This window comes from Nonomuraea sp. NPDC048882 (genome assembly GCF_040649755.1).
Taxonomy (GTDB): Bacteria; Actinomycetota; Actinomycetes; order Streptosporangiales; family Streptosporangiaceae; genus Nonomuraea; species Nonomuraea maheshkhaliensis.
In genome coordinates this window covers 1-17,942 of record NZ_JBEZGB010000004.1, presented here as the reverse complement: position 1 = coordinate 17,942, position 17,942 = coordinate 1, and the positions used below count along the sequence as shown (strand labels likewise).

General features: G+C 70.3%; 12 protein-coding genes and 1 rRNA gene. All 13 read right to left on the bottom strand.

What is annotated here, in order from left to right; translation table 11 throughout:
- Positions 1-64 precede the first annotated feature (64 nt).
- Complete coding sequence (locus AB0C27_RS14490; RefSeq protein ID WP_357843142.1) at positions 65-2,941, bottom strand: Rne/Rng family ribonuclease; 2,877 nt, start codon at positions 2,939-2,941, stop codon at positions 65-67.
- A 552-nt stretch (positions 2,942-3,493) separates the two neighbouring features.
- Positions 3,494-4,246: a TIGR03936 family radical SAM-associated protein gene (locus AB0C27_RS14485; protein ID WP_357843140.1), complete on the bottom strand. Its 753-nt coding sequence runs from the start codon at positions 4,244-4,246 to the stop codon at positions 3,494-3,496.
- A 153-nt stretch (positions 4,247-4,399) separates the two neighbouring features.
- Entirely contained in the window at positions 4,400-6,310 is a 1,911-nt protein-coding gene (locus AB0C27_RS14480; protein ID WP_357843137.1) for a TIGR03960 family B12-binding radical SAM protein, read from the bottom strand.
- 760 nt (positions 6,311-7,070) lie between these two features.
- Positions 7,071-8,237 (bottom strand): rod shape-determining protein RodA, encoded by a 1,167-nt coding sequence (gene rodA, locus AB0C27_RS14475; protein ID WP_357843134.1) that lies wholly within the window; start codon positions 8,235-8,237, stop codon positions 7,071-7,073.
- A 307-nt stretch (positions 8,238-8,544) separates the two neighbouring features.
- Positions 8,545-10,590 carry a penicillin-binding protein 2 gene (mrdA, locus tag AB0C27_RS14470; RefSeq protein WP_357843131.1) on the bottom strand — a complete coding sequence of 682 codons (2,046 nt, stop codon included), beginning with the start codon at positions 10,588-10,590 and terminating at the stop codon, positions 8,545-8,547.
- Positions 10,587-11,051, bottom strand: coding sequence for a rod shape-determining protein MreD (mreD, locus tag AB0C27_RS14465; RefSeq protein ID WP_357843128.1), 465 nt, complete (start codon positions 11,049-11,051; stop codon positions 10,587-10,589). The genes mrdA and mreD overlap by 4 nt, the downstream gene beginning before the upstream one ends.
- Positions 11,052-11,385: 334 nt before the next feature.
- On the bottom strand, positions 11,386-12,264 hold the full coding sequence (mreC, locus tag AB0C27_RS14460) for a rod shape-determining protein MreC (RefSeq protein ID WP_357843125.1): 879 nt from the start codon (positions 12,262-12,264) through the stop codon (positions 11,386-11,388).
- Positions 12,264-13,295 carry a rod shape-determining protein gene (locus AB0C27_RS14455; RefSeq protein ID WP_346114894.1) on the bottom strand — a complete coding sequence of 344 codons (1,032 nt, stop codon included), beginning with the start codon at positions 13,293-13,295 and terminating at the stop codon, positions 12,264-12,266. Before AB0C27_RS14455 ends, mreC begins: the two co-directional genes overlap by 1 nt.
- 361 nt (positions 13,296-13,656) lie before the next feature.
- Positions 13,657-14,088 (bottom strand): nucleoside-diphosphate kinase, encoded by a 432-nt coding sequence (ndk, locus tag AB0C27_RS14450; protein ID WP_106250498.1) that lies wholly within the window; start codon positions 14,086-14,088, stop codon positions 13,657-13,659.
- A 167-nt stretch (positions 14,089-14,255) separates the two neighbouring features.
- A complete protein-coding gene (locus tag AB0C27_RS14445; RefSeq protein ID WP_357843121.1) occupies positions 14,256-15,905 on the bottom strand; it encodes a hypothetical protein in 1,650 nt (549 codons plus the stop codon).
- A gap of 11 nt (positions 15,906-15,916) precedes the next feature.
- Positions 15,917-16,261, bottom strand: coding sequence for a DUF4233 domain-containing protein (locus tag AB0C27_RS14440; RefSeq protein WP_357843118.1), 345 nt, complete (start codon positions 16,259-16,261; stop codon positions 15,917-15,919).
- A complete protein-coding gene (locus tag AB0C27_RS14435) occupies positions 16,258-17,577 on the bottom strand; it encodes a folylpolyglutamate synthase/dihydrofolate synthase family protein (protein ID WP_357843115.1) in 1,320 nt (439 codons plus the stop codon). The genes AB0C27_RS14440 and AB0C27_RS14435 overlap by 4 nt, the downstream gene beginning before the upstream one ends.
- Before the next feature lie 288 nt (positions 17,578-17,865).
- Positions 17,866-17,942 (bottom strand): 5S ribosomal RNA (gene rrf / locus AB0C27_RS14430); the annotation flags it as partial.

Sequence of the window (17,942 nt, the reverse complement as noted above, 5' to 3'; positions counted from 1 at the left end):
TCACCAGGGTACCGGATGAACGGTGCCCCGGCGAACCGGACGGATCGTCGAAAGTCAGCCGAGGTTAGTCGGCCGACTTGGCTCGGCGGGAGCGTCGCCGCCCTCTGCCGGAAGTCTGGCTTGCCTGGTCGTCCTCGGCCGGGACGTCTTCAAGCGCACCGGTCACGGTATCACGGCTGGCGGAGTCCTTGGCCGCGGAAACCTTGTCCGACACCGCCTTCTCGATCGCCATCTTGCCCTGCGTGCCGCGCGGCTCGGGCTTGCTCTCGACCGGCTCGGTGGAGACGATCAGGCCGCGCCCGTTGCAGCAGTCACACGGCGTCGAGAACGCCTCCAGCAGCCCCTGACCGACCCGCTTACGCGTCATCTGGACCAGGCCCAGCGAGGTGACCTCGGCCACCTGGTGCTTGGTCCTGTCGCGGGCCAGGCACTCCAGCATCCGCCGCAGCACCAGGTCGCGGTTGGACTCCAGCACCATGTCGATGAAGTCGATGACGATGATGCCGCCGATGTCGCGCAGGCGCAGCTGGCGCACGATCTCCTCGGCCGCCTCCAGGTTGTTCCTGGTGACGGTCTCCTCCAGGTTGCCGCCCTGGCCGGTGAACTTGCCGGTGTTGACGTCGACGACGGTCATCGCCTCGGTACGGTCGATCACCAGCGAGCCGCCGCTGGGCAGCCACACCTTGCGCTCCATCGCCTTGCTCAGCTGCTCGTCGATCCGGTAGGAGGCGAACACGTCGCCGTGCTCTCCCTCGTCCCACTTCGACAGGCGTTCGGCCAGGTGCGGCGCGACGTACTTGACGTACTCGTCGACCGTCTCCCAGGCGTCCTCGCCCTGCACGACCAGGTTCGTGAAGTCCTCGTTGAACACGTCGCGCACGACCCGGATGGTCAGGTCGGGCTCGGCGGACAGCAGCTCCGGCGGGCTGGCCGACTTGGCCTTCTTCTGGATGTTCTCCCACTGCGCCGACAGCCGGGCCACGTCGCGGGCCAGCTCGTCCTCGGAGGCGCCCTCGGCCGCGGTGCGGACGATCACGCCGGCGTTCTCCGGCATGACCTTCTTCAGGATGCTCTTCAGCCGGGTGCGCTCCTTGTCGGGCAGCTTGCGGCTGATGCCGGTCATCGACCCGTCGGGCACGTAGACCAGGTAGCGTCCCGGCAGGCTGATCTGCGAGGTCAGGCGGGCGCCCTTGTGGCCGATCGGGTCCTTCGTGACCTGCACGAGCACCGACTGGCCCGACTTGAGCGCCGACTCGATCCGCTTCGGCTGGCCCTCAAGACCGGCGGTGTCGAAGTTCACCTCGCCGGCGTACAGGACGGCGTTCCTGCCCTTGCCGATGTCCACGAACGCCGCCTCCATCGACGGCAGCACGTTCTGCACCTTGCCGAGGTAGACGTTGCCGACGTAGGACTGGCTGGCCTCGCGGTTGACGTAGTGCTCGACGAGCACGCCGTCCTCCAGCACCGCGATCTGCGTACGGTCGCCCACGCGCCGCACGACCATCATGCGGTCGACGGACTCGCGGCGGGCCAGGAACTCCGACTCGGTGATGATCGGCGGGCGCCTGCGCCCGAGCTCGCGCCCCTCGCGGCGGCGCTGCTTCTTCGCCTCCAGCCGGGTCGAGCCGCGCACGCTCTGCACGCCGTCGGTCGCGGTGTCGAGCGAGGCGGAACGGCCCGAGCGCGGCGCGCGGATGCGCACCACCGTGTTCGGCGGGTCGTCGCCGGCGGGCTCGGAGCCCTCGTCACCGCCCCTGCGGCGACGGCGGCGCCGGCGGCGCGAGGAGGAGGCCTCCTCTTCCTGCGCCTCCTCGCCCTGCTCATCGGAGTCGTCGTCCTCGGACTCCTCGCCGTCTTCCGCGTCGTCGCGCTCGCGCGCCTTGCCGCGGCCCCTGCCGCCCCTGCGGCGGCGACGGCGGCGGCTGCCGCCCTCTTCCTCCTCCTGCTCGTCGGAGGTGTCGAGGTCGGTCTCCTCCTCGGCGGCCACCTCGTCAACCGGCTCCTCGGCCTCCTCGGCCTCGGGCTCGGCGACGGGCTGCGGCGCCTCGGCCTTGCGGGCGACGGCGGGCTTGGCCTTGCTCGGGTCGGGCGCCTGGAACAGCGGCGCGAAGATCGCGGCCGGCCGCTGGAACGCGGTCCCCGGCTCGTCCTGCCTGCGGGCGGTCATCCCGAACGGGTCGGCGAGCAGGCTGGGGCGCACGTTGTCCTCGTCGAGATCCTCACCGGCGGGCTCGTCGTCGAGCGGCTCGTCCTCGGGCAGGATCTCCATGATGTCGTCGTCGGCCTCATCGGCCTCGGCCCGCGCCGCCTCCACGTCCCCGCCGGAAGCGGCTCCAGAAACAGCACTGGCAACGGCTTCGACATCGGCACCGGCAGCGGCCTCGGCACCGGCCCGCCGGCGCACGCGACCGGCCCGGCCCGCACGACCGCCGGCCGCGCTCTCGTCCGCGCCACCGCCCAGGTCTCCCGCGCCCCCGTCGGCCGCAGCACCGGCCCGGGCGCTCGCCGCCATGTCGGCCTCACTCTCACCGAACGGCGCCGCCACCTCGTCACGGCCGGCGCCGGAACGCGCGACGCGCTCCCCCGCCTCGTCACTGGACGCACCGGCACCCACGGCGGACTCCCCGCCAGAAACTCCGGACGCGGACTCCGCCTCGGCGGCGGGCGCGACGGCCTCATCCGCCTTCTTGCGGGTCCTGCGCCGCTTCACGGGCTCCTCGGCGGCGGGCTCGCCCTCCGGGAGCGCTCCCTCAGCTTCCGCCTCAGCTTCCGCCTCAGCCGTCTTCTTCGTCGTACGCCGCCGCGTCGTCGTGGCGGTGGACCGCGTCCGCGTGGCCCGCTTCGGCTTCTCAGCCGCGGCCTCATCCTCGGTCTCACCTGCGGCTTCACCGGCGGCTTCAGCGACGGCATCGGCCATGGCGGCCTCGGCCGGACTCTCCACCGGCGTTCCACCGGAAACCACACCAGCCGCACCCGTACCGGCCACGTCACCGGCCCCCGCACCAGCGGAAGCCGCATCGGCGGAAACCGACGCCGCGGCGGCCGTACCGCCATGAGTCGTGTCAGCATGAGTCGTACCGGCATGAGTCATGCCGGCACCAGCCGTATCGGCGGCGGGCTCACCCGCGGCTCTTTGAGCCGCGGTGCGCTGCACCGGTCGCACCTCGGCCACCGACGGCGCCGTCTGCGCCGCGGCGACCGTGACCGGAACGGAAGCCGGCTCCTCGGGCAGCTCCGGCGGAGGACCCGCAGGGCGGCTGGCGGAGCGGCGACGCTTCGTCACCTCGGGCTGTTCAATTGTCTCCCCGTCAGGGCCAGTGGCCCCGGCGTTGGGCTCGTTGTCGAGCATGCGGGCGTTCTCCCGTCAGCTCCCGGGCGCGTCACCGCGCCGCGCAGGAGCCCTCGTGTCTCGTTGTCCGCCGGCTCTCCCGAGACGGAAGCGCCGGCGCCAAGTCCTGTCAGCAGTCGTGCCCGGCTCGCACCGGGCATGTCCTTAACCGGCGACGTGCTCACCCGCCGGTCCCGCCTCGCCGCCGCGCGTGATGTCGCGGTCCAGGTCGAGCGGGTCGGCAAGCGCACCGGTGCTGGCGTCGAGCGGCCCCTGCGCCAGCCTGGTCACCTCGGGGGGAACCGGCGGCGCGAAGTCGGCCACAAGGCGCAGCCCTGTGAGCACATCGTCGGGTCGAACGGCAGGCGTCATGTGCCGAACAACCATGCGCAGTATGACACACGGCCCTCCTCGCACCTGAGCTGCGGTTCTGTCTGTTCCCTCGGACACCTCGAGCCTCAGTACGGCCTCGCGCGCGTCGAAGCGGCGGGGACCCTTCTTGGTCAGGCGCTCGACCTCCACCGTGCCTGCCGCGAGAAACTTCTCCGCCGCCACCTCGGCGAGCTCGCGATCGGCACCGGGAAGCCGCACCTCCCAGTCGGAGACCTCCAAGCGGTCGGCCAGCCCCCCCGGACCCGCCTCCACAACGTCGAGCACATCGAGTCCAGGCGGCAACGACGCGTCCAGGCCCTGTCTGACCTGGCCGGGGTCGCACGGCGTGGTAACACCGATCTCGAGGTATTCGGCTTCGCTGGCGACACCGGTCGGCGCCGCGCCCGCGTAGGAGATCTTCGGGTGGGGCGAGAAACCCGCGCTGTAAGCCACCGGAATGCCGGCACGGCGAACCGCTCTCTCAACGGCCCGCGAGATGTCGCGGTGGCTGGTGAAGCGCAGGCGGCCGCGCTTGGCGTAACGCACACGCAGGCGCTGCACCGTAGGCGCGGGCGGGGGCCCTTCGGGAACAGGTTTCAGAGCTTGTCGTCCTTCCCTTGTAAGAGTTCCTTCGTCTCAGGATAAGCCGCTCCGGCGTATGTACGTGTACGCCGTGACACGGCTCGCCCACTGAGCGCGCTAGACCACCGTAAGAGGAAGGAGTTTCCGCCCCGTCGGACCGATCTGAATTTCTGTGCCCATGGTCGGGCATACGCCGCAGTCGTAGCACGGAGTCCAGCGGCAGTCCTCGACCTCACCGCCGGACACGGCCTCCTGCCAGTCCTGCCACAGCCATTCGCGGTCGAGCCCGGCGTCGAGGTGGTCCCACGGCAGGACCTCGTTCTCCTCACGCTCGCGCGTGGTGTACCAGTCGACGTCGACGCCCGCCTTCTCCGCCGCCGCCATCCAGCGCTCGTAGGAGAAGTGCTCGCTCCACCCGTCGAACCGGCCGCCGTCCTCCCAGACCGCTCTGATCACGGCGCCGACCCTGCGGTCGCCCCGCGACAGCAGACCCTCCACGATGGACGGCTTGCCGTCGTGATAGCGGAAACCGATCGCCCGGCCGTACTGCTTGTCGCCTCTGACCGAGTCGCGCAGTGCCTTGAGCCGCCGATCGACGGTCTCGTGGTCGGCCTGCCCGGCCCACTGGAACGGGGTGTGCGGCTTGGGCACGAAGCCGCCGATGGAGACCGTGCAGCGGATGTCGCGGCTGCCGGTCGCCTCGCGGCCCGCCTGGATGACCTTCTTGGCCAGGTCGGCGATGCCGAGGACGTCTTCGTCCTCCTCGGTGGGCAGCCCGCACATGAAGTAGAGCTTGACCTGCCGCCACCCTTGCGAATAGGCGGTGGAGACGGTGCGGATCAGGTCTTCCTCGGTGACCATCTTGTTGATCACCTTGCGCATGCGCTCCGAGCCGCCCTCGGGCGCGAACGTCAGACCCGAACGCCTGCCGTTCCTGGAGAACTCGTTGGCCAGGTCGATGTTGAACGCGTCGACCCTGGTCGAGGGCAGCGACAACGAGGTGTTGGTGCCCTCGTAGCGGTCGGCGAGCCCCTTGGCCACGTCGCCGATCTCGGAGTGGTCGGCGGACGACAGCGACAGCAGGCCGACCTCGTTGAAGCCGGACTCCTTGATGCCGTTCTCGACCATCGCCCCGATCGTGGTGATGGACCGCTCACGCACCGGACGGGTGATCATGCCCGCCTGGCAGAACCGGCATCCGCGCGTGCAGCCGCGGAAGATCTCCACACTGAACCGCTCGTGCACCGTCTCGGCCAGCGGCACCAGCGGCTTCTTCGGATAGGGCCACTCGTCGAGGTCCATCACCGTGTGCTTGTGCACCCGCCACGGCACGTCGGCCCGGTTGGGCGCGACCCGCTTGATGCGCCCGTCGGGGTGGTAGTCGACGTCGTAGAACTTCGGCACGTAGACCCCGCCGGACTCGGCCAGCCGCATCAGCAGCTCGTCGCGACCGCCCGGCCTGCCCTCCGCCTTCCACTCACGGATGACCTCGCTGATGGCGATGGAGATCTGCTCCCCGTCACCGAGCACGGCCGCGTCGAGGAAGTCGGCGATCGGCTCCGGGTTGAAGGCCGCGTGACCGCCCGCGAGCACGATCGGATCGTCCTCACCGCGATCCACGGCCAGCAACGGAATGCCGGCCAGGTCGAGCGCGGTCAGCATGTTGGTGTAGCCGAGCTCGGTCGAGAACGACACTCCGAGCACGTCGAAGGCACGCACCGGCCGGTGCGCGTCGACCGTGAACTGCGGAACCCCCTCGGCCCGCATCAGGGCCTCCAGATCGGGCCAGACCGCGTACGTCCGCTCGGCCAGCGTGGCGGGAAGCTCGTTGAGAATCTCGTAGAGGATCGCCACACCCTGGTTGGGCAGCCCGACCTCGTAGGCGTCCGGATACATCAACGCCCAGCGCACGTCGGCGGAATCCCAGTCCTTGACGGTCGAGTTGAGCTCACCTCCGACGTACTGGATGGGCTTCTGCACCTTGGGCAGCAGCGCTTCCAGGCGGGGGAAAATCGACTCGACAGACATACGCTCCAGGGTAGCGGCGATCAGACGGTGACACGTCCCCGACCACCCACGCTTGTCGCGGTGTCTGTGAGGCCATCTGCGGGAGGCCCGACGCCGATGCGTGTGAGGACGTCTGCGGGAGGTTCGACGCCGGTGTGTGTGGAGGACGTCTGCGGGGGGTGTGGCGCCTGTGCGGACGTCTGCGAGGCCGCTTGCCGCGGTGTCCATCGCGATGCTTGTCGCGATGTCTGTCGCAACGGTTCGCGGTGCGTCGAGGACGCTTGCCGCGGCACCGGCCGCACTGGCAGCACCTGCGGGACGCTTCACCTTTGCATCGGATCGTCTGCGAGTGGTCTCCGATGCTCTGCCCGCTATCGCTGAGTGGCTGCGAGCGTAGCTGTGCGGCCGCTTGGGCATCTTGTAGCCCCCAGCGGGCCGCGTCCCGGCGACGTGTTGCTGTATGGACGGTGTGGTGGCCTGGTGAGGCGTTGTCGTTCGGGCGCGTGGTCAGGTGGTGATGGTTCCCGGCTGGGGGGTTACTGGCGTGGGTCGTGCCTCACTCCTGACGTGTGTAGTGCCCCCGGCCTTGCGCTGGTCCAGGGTGTACTAGCTTGCGTAGTGCCCCACCCCGTGACTGAGAATGCCGGGGAGGGGCCGAGAGGCCCCGCACGCGCCAGCCCCCGCAGACGCCCTCAGCGCCACCACGCAGCCCTTCATAGACCCTCGCGGGACATCGCAGGCAGGCGTCACCGCAGGGCGGCGCCAAGGAGGACCTGTCTCCTCACTCGAACGACTGTCTTCGCACCCTGATGGCCTGCAGCAACCCGACCGCGATCAAGTTCGCGAACGTGGCGGTGCCCCCGTAGGACACGAACGGCAGCGGCAACCCCGTGATCGGCATGATCCCGATCGTCATCCCCACATTGATGAACGTCTGGAACGCGAACCAGCACACGATCGTGCCCGCCACCAGCGTCCCGAACCTGTCCTCGCACTGCCTGGCGATCTTCAGCCCGCGCAGCAGCACCACGCCGAGCAGCAGCACCACCGTGACCGACCCCAGGAAGCCGAACTCCTCCCCCGCCACCGTGAAGATGAAGTCGGTGTGCTGCTCGGGCACGAACCGTCCCGTCGTCTGCCCGCCCCCGAGCAGCCCCTTGCCCAGGAGCTGTCCCGAGCCGATCGCGATCATCGATTGCGTGCTGTTGTAGCCCACCCCGCGCGGATCCACGCTCGGGTCGACGAACGCGGTGAACCGCGCCACCTGGTACGGCTCCAGCATCTGGAAGTAGAACACCGAGAACATCCCGACGCACGCCACCAGCGTCAGCGCGCCGATCAGCCGCTTGCGCACGCCCCCGATGATCAGCCCGGCGGCCGTGATCACCGCCAGCACCATCGCCGTCCCCAGGTCGGGCTGGAGCATGACCAGGCCGATGGTGAGCGCGGCGGCGAACAGCGAGAGCATCACGTCCAGCCCTCGTGGCCGATCGGTGCCCTCGGCCGGCTGGGCCAGCAACATCGCGATGATGAGCAGCAGCCCCACCTTGGCGAACTCGGACGGCTGCACCGCGAACCCGCCGCCGAGCAGGATCCACGAGTGCGACCCGTTGATCGTCGCGCCCAGCGGGGTGATGACCAGGACCAGCCCCACCACCGACAGCAGGAACACCACCGGCGCGTACGCCCGCATCGCCCGATGGTCGACCATGGCCACGAGCCCGCACAGCACGAGCCCGATGGCCTCGTTGAGCATGTGTTTCTTGACCAGCCCCGTCGCGCCCGGCGCCCAGGTCCTGGTGGACGACCACACCAGCAGCGTGCCGATCACACACAGCCCGGCCACCGCGACGAGCATCAGCCCGTCGAGCCGCCGCACCGTCGAGTTCTCGCGAGCCATCCGCCGAAACAGCGAGGGCCGCCGAACGGCCACCGTCCGCGCGTTCACCGGCCACCTCCCGTCACGTCAGCGCCGCCTGACCCTCTACGCCAGCAACCCGCCACACCCGTAACGGCCAACCGCCGGCCTTCCGCCACACCCGTAGCGGCCGACCGCCAGCCTTCCGCCGCATCCGCAACGGCCGACCAAACCCACCCATCCCACCCACTTCTCGGTACGGCCGACCACCCACGCCCACCTCCCACCACGTCCGCGGCAACCGACCACCCGCGCACATTTCCCGCCACACCCGCGACAGCCGACCACCCGCCCACACTTCCCGCCACACCCACCGCGGCCGGCTGCTCGCGCCCACTCATTCCCCGGCCACCGTTCCGTCAGGCGCGAACTGCGGAAGCCGGGTGGTCAACCGCCCGCCCGGCACCGCGGGCTTGCGTTTGATCCCGTAGATCCCCTCGTAGATCTCCCGTACGGCCGGAGCCGCCGTCTGTGCGCCCATGCCGCCCTGCGACACCATCGCAACCACCACGTACTGCGGATTCTTCGTCGGCGCGAACGACGCGAACCACGAGGTGTCCTTCTTGCCCCATACCTCCGCGGTGCCGGTCTTGCCGCCCACCCGGACCTTGTTCATCGGGAACCCGGCGAACGCCCCGGCCGCCGTGCCGTCCGCGGCCACCTGGCTGAGCGCGTTCTTGATGTAGAGGCGCTCCTTCTCGCTGAGCGGCAGTTTGCCCACCACCGGCACCGGAATCTTCCTGACCACCGTGCCGTCCGGCCGCACCTGCGCCCACCCGATGCGCGGGCTGCGTACCTTGCCGTCGCTCACCAGCGCCATGTAGGCCCTGGCCAGCTGCATGGGCGTGACGAGCACGTCGCCCTGCCCGATGGAGAAGTTGGCGGAGTCACCGGGCCGCAGCAGGAACCCCTCGGTGCAGTTCTCCAACGCCAGCCGCTTGAGGAACTCGGCCCGCGCCCTGTCCTTGACCTCCGGATAGCCCTTGCGGGAGCGCTCGCAGTTGATCGCGCTCGTCCTGTTCCACAGGTCCTTCTTCCAGGCCCGGTCGGGGATGCGGCCGCCCGACTCGCCGGGCAGATCGACGCCGGTCGGGCTGCCGAACCCGAAGGCCCGCGCCATGTTGGCGAAGATCTCCTTGGGCGGCTTCTTCGGCGTGCGCCCGCCGTCCTTGAGGTACTGCTCGTACGCGGCCCGGTAGAAGATCGTGTCGCAGGACTTGACCAGCGCCGTGTGCAGGCTGAGCGTGCCCAGCGCGATGCCGCGGAAGTTGTTGAAGGCCCGCCCGCCCACGGTGTAGGAGCCGGGGCACGAGTACGTCCCGTTGAGCGGGTAGCCCGCGCGCAGCATCGCCGACACCGACGAGACCTTGAACGTCGAGCCCGGCGCGAACTGGCCGTTGATCGCCCGCGACACGAGCGGTTTGCCGGACTTCTCCGACAGCAGCCACTGGTAGCCGCGCGCCGAGATGCCGCCCGCCCAGATCTCGGGGTCGTAGTTGGGCGCGCTGGACAGAGCCACGACCCGCCCCGTACGCGCGTCGAGCACCACCGCGGCCCCACCGTCCGCGCTGGGCGCGGACTTCATCGCCTTCGCCAGCGCCTTCTCCACGACCATCTGCACCCGCAAGTCGATGCTGGTCACCAGGTGGTCGCCGGGAATGGGGGTGGTCTGCTCCTCGACGCCGAGCGCCTTGCCCATCCGATCGACCTGCACCCTGCGCAGCCCGGCCTTGCCCCGCAACGCGTCGTCGTAGACGTATTCGAGCCCGTCGCGCCCGGCCAGGTCGACCCCGGAGAAGCTGGCCTTCAGCCCCTCCCGCTTCTCCAGCTCCGCCTCGGTGACGGGCTGCAGGTAGCCGAGCATCTGCGCCCCGGCCCTGCCGCCGGGATATTGCCTGACGGAGTGGATCTCCGCGGTCACCCCGGGAAACTCCTCCTGCCGCTCCAGGATCTGCAGCGCCTCGCGCGTGTCCACCTTCTCGTCCAGCGGAACCGGCTGGTACGGCGACCCCGTCCAGCACGGCTTGCCCACCCCAGGACCGCAGGGCGTGATGCGCTGCTGCAGGTCGGCGACCGGCCGCCCGAGCACCTCCGACAGCTTGGTCAGCACTTTGACGCCGCCGTCCTTCATCCGCGACAGCCTCGTCCTGTCGACGGACACGACCAGAGCGGTCTTGTTGCGCACCAGCGGCCGCCCCTTGGAGTCCAGGATCTGGCCTCGGACCGCCGGCACGATCACCGCCCGGGTCCTGGTCTCGGTGGCCCGCGTCACGAACTCCTGCCCGCGCACCACCTGCACCTGCCACAGACGCACGGCCAGCACGACGAGCAGCGTCAGCACGAGTAGGTGAAGCACCAGCAGCCTGGCACGCATCCTGATCATGTCGAGAACCTCGCCTGTCTGCCGCGCGTGGTCAGCCAGATCACGATCGGCGACACCAGCAACGTGTAGACGATCGTGACCGGCACCTGTTCGGTCAGGGTCGACAGCGTCACCCGCGGATCGCCGATCAGCCCGCCCACGGCCGCCGCCAGCAGGGGCGCCATCAGCACGCACAGAACGACGGTCGTGGCGGGCCCGCCCGCCCCCCGCCCGGCCACGTAGCCGGCCAGCGCCAGGACGAACGCGTACTGACCCACCAGGTGAGCGGACGGCGGCATGACGTCGACCAGCAGCCCCGTGCAGAACCCCAGCACGGCCCCGGAGGACGGCCCTCGGACCAGTGACGCCCCGATGACGGCGAGCAGCACGAGATCAGGCGCGCCCCCGGCGGGTAGCGGCACCCGGTTGACGAGCATCACCTGGGCCAGCAGCGCCAGCACCACGGAAACCCCGCCGATCACGCCGCCCCCTCACCGCACGCCGAGAACCCACGCACCGCATCGTCCGAACGCCCCCACCCCCACCACCCGCGACCCGCGAGTCGCACCCGCCCCAGCCCCACTCGACCGCCCCGCCCCGGCAGCGGACACCTCACCTGGCCGTCCCGCCCCAGCCCCGGACGCCCCACCTGGCCGCCCTGTTCCAGCCGCTCGCGCCACATCCGGCCGCCCCGCTCCAGCCGCTCACACCACACCCGGCCACCACTCCGCCTCGAAACGCCGTCCGGCCACACGCGACGAGCCCTCCCCACGCCGACGCCCCCAGCCCACCGCACGCGGCCGTCCCGGCTTGCGATCACCGCGCCCGCTCCTTGGCCGGCAGCACCGCGTCACGCGGATCCCGCTTGGGCGCTTCCACCACCACGCCGACCACGTCGAGCGCCGTCAGATCCGCGTACGGCCGCGCGTACGCGATCCGGGTCAGCTCCCCAGGCGTCGACTCCACCCGTTCGATCACCCCGATCGGCACTCCGGCCACGTACGGCCGCCCGTGCTGCGACCCGAAGCTCACGATCCGCCCGCCCCTGCTCAGCGGTGCCGTGGAGTCGAGCAGCCGGAACTGGACGAGCCGCCCGTGCTCGCCCACCCCGTGGACGACACCGATCTCCTTGCCGCCTTCCAGCCGCGCCCCCGCGGCCGAGGCGGGATCGCTCAGCAGCACCACGGTCGACGTGTGAGCCGACGCGTGCAGCACCCGGCCGACCAGCCCGTCTCCGTTGAGCACGGTCATCTCGGACCGCACCCCGTCGTCGGCGCCGACGTCGATCTGCACCGCGTCCTCGAACCCCGGCTGACCCCGCCGCGCGATCACGCTGCCGGTGACCACTTTGTATCCCCCGGTCCCGGCCAGCCCGAGCAGCTGCTTGAGCTGCTTGGCCCGGTCGGCGTCGAGCTTCCCGGCCAGCAGGCCGGCCCGGAGCTCGGCGTTCTCCTCCTTGAGCGCCTCGATGCGCTGCTTGGCGGCCGGCGCGGTCAGGATCGCGTGCACGAACCCGCCCACCGGTCTCACCACGCCGCTGCCGAACTGCTCCGCCGTGCCGAACAGGTAGGCCCCGGCCGCGCGCAGCGGGCGCAGCGGCGAGCTCTCGCCGGTGCGGTGGTCGACGGTCAGGATGACCAGTGCGGCGGCGAGCAGCACTCCCAGGATCAGCCGGGCACGGCGCGAGTCTCTCATCAGTGCCGCGACTCCGGCACCAGGACCTGCTGGAGTGCCTCGAACTCCTCGGCGCACTTGCCGGAGCCGATGGCGACGGAGTCGAGCGCGTTGTCGACCAGGTGGACCGGCATGCCCGTCTCGGCCTTGACCCGCTCGCCGAGCCCCTTGAGCAGGGCGCCCCCGCCGGTGAGCGCGATGCCGCGGTCCATGATGTCGCCGGACAGCTCGGGCGGGCACTTGTCGAGGGTGGTCTTGACGGCATCGACGATGGCGTTGACCGGCTCCTCGGTGGCCTTCCTGATCTCTTCGCTCGACACGATGATGGTCTTGGGCAACCCGCTGACCAGGTCACGCCCGCGGACCTCCGCGTGCGACTCCTCGCCGAACGGGCACGCCGAGCCGATGGCGATCTTGATCTCCTCGGCCGTGCGCTCGCCGAGCATCAGCGAGAACTCCTTCTTGGCGAACGCGATCACGGCCTGGTCGAGCTCGTCACCGCCGATCCTGATGGACTGGCTCGTGACGACGCCGCCCATCGAGATGATCGCCACCTCGGTGGTGCCGCCGCCGATGTCGACCACCATGTTGCCGGTCGGCTCGTGCACCGGCAGCCCGGCCCCGATGGCCGCGGCCATCGGCTCTTCGACGATGTAGACCCTCCTGGCTCCCGCCTGGTAGCCGGCCTCTTTCACCGCCCGCTGCTCGACGCTGGTGATGCCACTGGGTACGGCGATGATGATGCGCGGCTTGGCGAAATGACGCCGTCGATGCACCCTTTGGATGAAATATCGCAACATCCGTTCGGTGACGTCGAAATCGGCGATCACGCCGTCCTTCAGCGGACGGATCGCGATGATATTGCCAGGCGTACGACCGATCATCCGCTTGGCCTCGATGCCGACCGCAACGATCTTGCCGGTCACGGTGTTGATCGCGACGACTGACGGCTCATTGAGCACGATGCCGCGGCCACGCACGTAGACCAACGTGTTGGCGGTGCCAAGGTCGACCGCCATGTCACGGCCGAGGAACGCGAGCTTGCTGCCCATGGGGAACGGAGCCCTCCGTAACGTCGTTCGCGAATGACTACGGATCGAATTCGAATCGTAACGTGACGTACCCACCGATGCGCGCAATGAGCCATCGCGCCCATCAAAAATCTCCAGCCCCTAGCTCAACCGCAATTTTGCCCGGATTGCACCACAACATCCGACAGCGCGCTGGAACGATCCAACATCCAATCCAAAGAAACCCTACGGCAAGCCCCCGACAAAAACCGGCTCAAGAATCGCGGTCACAGACCAGGAAATCCGCGCGAGCCCACCCCGGAACCCTACGAGAAAGGACCGACAGAAAAAGCCGCGCGCCCGCACAGCCGGAGCTGCGCGGGCGCGGAGGAGGCGGAAGCGACTAGAACCTGTCCGGGAAGAAGATCTTGATCTCCCTCGCGGCCGACTCGGGCGAGTCGGAGCCGTGGACGACGTTTTCGCCGATCTCGAGGGCGTGGTCGCCGCGGATCGTGCCGGGCGCCGACTTCACCGGGTCGGTGGCGCCGGCCAGCGCGCGGAACGCCTCGACGGCGCGCGGGCCCTCCAGCACCAGGGCGACGAGCGGCCCCGAGGTGATGAACTCGACGAGCTCGCCGAAGAACGGCCGCTCGGAGTGCTCGGCGTAGTGGGCCTTGGCGGTGTCGGCGTCGAGGGTGCGCAGGTCCATCGCCACGACCTTGAGGCCCTTGCGCTCCACACGGGCGATCACGTCACCGATGAGGCCGCGCTTAACCCCGTCGGGCTTGATCAGGACAAGAGTGCGCTCGGACACTTGGAGTTCTCCTTCGAACATGGTGGGGTCACGGCGGCAGGCACCGGCCTGGCCGCGAGGACGCTTCGCGGGGCACGCGCCCGCGCGTCGCCGTAGCAGGGCCCTCAGCTTACCGTCCCGAGCCCCTGCCCTAGTTTCCGTACGCCGGAAGCCTACGCACAAGCCGCAAGCCCGCAGAAGCCGGAAACCTACGCGGAAGTGACGTCCTCCGGCGACTGCCCCTGCGGCGGCACCGCGGGCGGCACCCCACCCGCCCCCGCCGCCGACCCTCCGGCCGGCCCGGTCACCGAGGCGCCGATCCGCGGGATCGCCACGGTGGACGGCTCGTCGTCACCGTCCGCCCGTACCTCCTCGTCACCGTCGGGCCCTCCGAGGCCGTCTCCCCGTACGAGCAGCACGTCCGCGGGAGGCAGCCCCGCACAGGGGACGCCCGGCGGCGCCTCGGGCCCCTCCGGCTCGTCGGCCAGGACCCCGCGCCCAGGGCGACGAGCCATCACGGCCGCAAGCACGATGATCATCACCAGCAGGAACCCGCTGGCCAGGGCCCACCAGTGCAGCGCCCCCACGAAGCTGTCGACGAGCTCCTGAGCCGACCGCACGCCGTCCAGCATCGCCATCTGCACCCCGGTGCCGAGCAGGAACCCCGCCAGCACCCCCGCGCACCCCAGCGACAGCGCGGACATGGCCGCACCGGCCCCGACCCCTTGCAGGGCCGCCGTCACCGCCACCGCCGCACCCACCGCGAGCAGGCTGAACGGCACCGTCAGCACCATCCCGTCGGCGGAGGGCACCACGAGCCGCACCGAACAGAGCCCGGCCACCATGGCCAGCAGCCCCAGCGACGCCACCCGGCGCCCCGCACCCCGCGCGAACAGCCGCACGCCCACCGACGCCACGATCGCGAGCACCCCGGCCACCACGTACGGCACCCACAGCCCCCGCAGCCCCGGCCCGCCGAGCCCGCCCATCTCCACCAGCGTCACCTGAGCGGCGCTGGGCAGCAGCACCGCGCCGACCGCCACCATCGTGTACGCCGAGGTACGGCTCTCGGAGCCGCCGATCGAAGCCATCGCGAGCAGCCCCAGGATCGCGACCACCGCCAGCACCATGACGGGAACCGCCCGCCAGCCCTCGGTCGCCGTGCTGATCGCCAGCGCCGCGATGCCCGCCGCGGGCACGGCAGTCAGCAGCAGCCGCCCGCGTTCCTTGACGCTCGGAACGGGCCCGGCGGGCCGCCCGGCCAGCGTCCACGCGACGAGATGAACCGCCGCCAGCCCGAGCGCGACGCCGGTCACCAGCGGGTACGGCTGCAGCGTGACCCGCCAGCTGCTCACCGCGTCGAGCGGCCACAACGCCAGCGCCTGCGCCGTGAGCAGGCTCAGCCCGAACGTGCCCGCCCACAGAGCCCGCAGGACGGAGGCCCGGTGCCACACCGCCGCCAGGGTGGCGGCCAGGATGATGCCGGCGCCGACACCGCGCAGCACGCGTACGACACCGACGAGCAGCTCGGAGCCAGCGTAGCCGCCCCCGGCCTCGGACAGCGCCACCAGCGCCAGCCCGACGAGCAGCAGGTGAGGCGCGGGAACGCGGCGCAGCGCGGCGGCCACGAGCGGGACGGTCAGCATCAGCGCGGGCAGCGAGAGCCCGTTCGTCCGCATGAGCCCGGTCTGGTCGAGGTCGTCCGGCAGCAGCCTGGCGACCACGGAGAGCGTGTTGGGGATCGAGACGACCGCCAGCGGCAGCGACGCCACGACCAGCAGCCCGAGCACGATGTCGAGCAGCCAGGAGTTACTGAGGCGCGCCTGATGCGGCGGCCGTTGAATCGGGGGAACGGCCATGTTGGCCGACTTTAGCGCGTAGTAGCGCCCTCGACACGGCGAGCTACGATAATCGCCGTGATCCACAGCGCGGCGAAGATCACCCCGAGGAAGAACATGGTCGGCACGAGGAAGCCCGTGGCGATCGCCAGCACCTGGACGACGCTGCCGACGACGTACCCGACGGGCCGCTTGAGCATGCCCGCGGCGACCACGCACAGGACGAGCAGACCGATGCCGACCGCCACGGCCAGCCCCGGCTCGACCCCGCCCACGCCGATCGCCACGGGCGTGATGAGGCCCGCCACGATGGCCTCCATGCCCAGCACACTCGCGCCGAGCCGGCGCATGCCCGGGGTGACCTCGAAGTTCATCATGTGCCGTCCGCCTTCAGCAGCTGCCGGGCGTCGCCGGCCGTGACGACCGACCCGGTGATGAGCACACCGGTGCCGCTGAACTCACCCGCGGCGTCGGCGATCCCGATCGCCCTGTCGATGGCGTCGTCGAGCCGCTCGACCACGTGCACGCGGTCCTCGCCGAAGAGCGGCTCGGCCAGGGCCGCGAGCTCCTCGGCGGACATCGACCTGGGCGAGGAGTTACGCGTGACGACGATCTCTTCGAGCATCGGCTCCAGCAGCTCAAGCAGCCCCTCGACGTCCTTGTCACGCATGACGGCGACCACGCCGATCACCTTCGCGAAGTCGAACGCCTCGTGCAGCCCCTCCAGGGACGCCTGCATGCCGCCGGGGTTGTGCGCGGCGTCGACCACCACCGTGGGGGTGCGCCGCACGACCTCCATCCGCCCGGGCGAGGACGCCTGCGCGAACGCCTGGCGGACCAGCTCGACGTCGAGCGGGTCGTCGCCGCCGGTCAGCGCCTCGACCGCGGCCAGCGCGCAGACCGCGTTGCTCGCCTGATGGGCACCGTACAGCGGCAGGTAGACGTCGTCGTAGACGCCCTTGAGCCCGCGGAGCGACAGCAGTTGCCCGCCGATCGCGACCTCGCGGCTCAGCACCCCGAACTCCAGCCCCTCGCGGGCGACGACGGCGCCGACCTCGGCCGCGCGCCGCATCAGCACCTCGGCGGCGGCGAGCTCCTGCTGCGCGAACACCGCCGTGGCGCCGGGCTTGATGATGCCCGACTTCTCCGTGGCGATGCTCGGCAGGTCAGGCCCGAGCCGCTCGGTGTGATCGAGCGAGATGGGCGTGATCACCGACACGGTGCCGTCGGCCACGTTCGTCGCGTCCCAGGACCCGCCCATGCCGGTCTCGATGACGGCGACATCGACCGGACTGTCGGCGAACGCCGCGAAGGCCATCGCCGTCAGCAGTTCGAAGAACTGGATCCGCCGTCCCTGCGTGTCGGTCAGGTCGACATAGGGGATGATCTCCTCGTAGACCTGCGCGAACCGCTCCTCGCTCAGCGGCTCTCCGTCCACGGTGATGCGCTCACGCATCGAGACCAGGTGCGGGCTGGTGAACCGCCCCACCCGCAGGTTGCGCTCCTTCAGCAACGCCTCGGTGAGCCGCGCCGTGCTCGTCTTGCCGTTGGTGCCGGCGATGTGTATGACCGGGTACGCCCGCTGCGGCGAGCCGAGCAGGTCAAGAAGGGCCGCGATCCGATCGAGCGTCGGCTCGAAATCCCACTCGACGCCACGATCCAGGATCGCGCGTTCTACCGCACGATAATCCACCCCTCAACCCTACTGACCGTCATCACCAGTCCGTACGCGGGGCGAACATCCCACGCCCGCCACCCCCGGCCGCAGGGCCCCTCCCTGGGGATGACCTCACCGAAGCCCCCTTGGGGACGGCAGCCCACCAAACCCCCGAACAGCCCCCGAACAGCCCCCGAAGAGTGGCGCAGTCGATGACGTGCACGATCATGTCCACCGCTTCAGGACGCCAGAACAGGGCCCGGAAACGCAAGAAGAGGGTTCCGACACCTGCAACAGGTGTCGGAACCCTCTCCTCAAAAGATTGTCCGGCGGTGACCTACTCTCCCACACCCTCCCGAGTGCAGTACCATCGGCGCAGGGAAGCTTAACTTCCGGGTTCG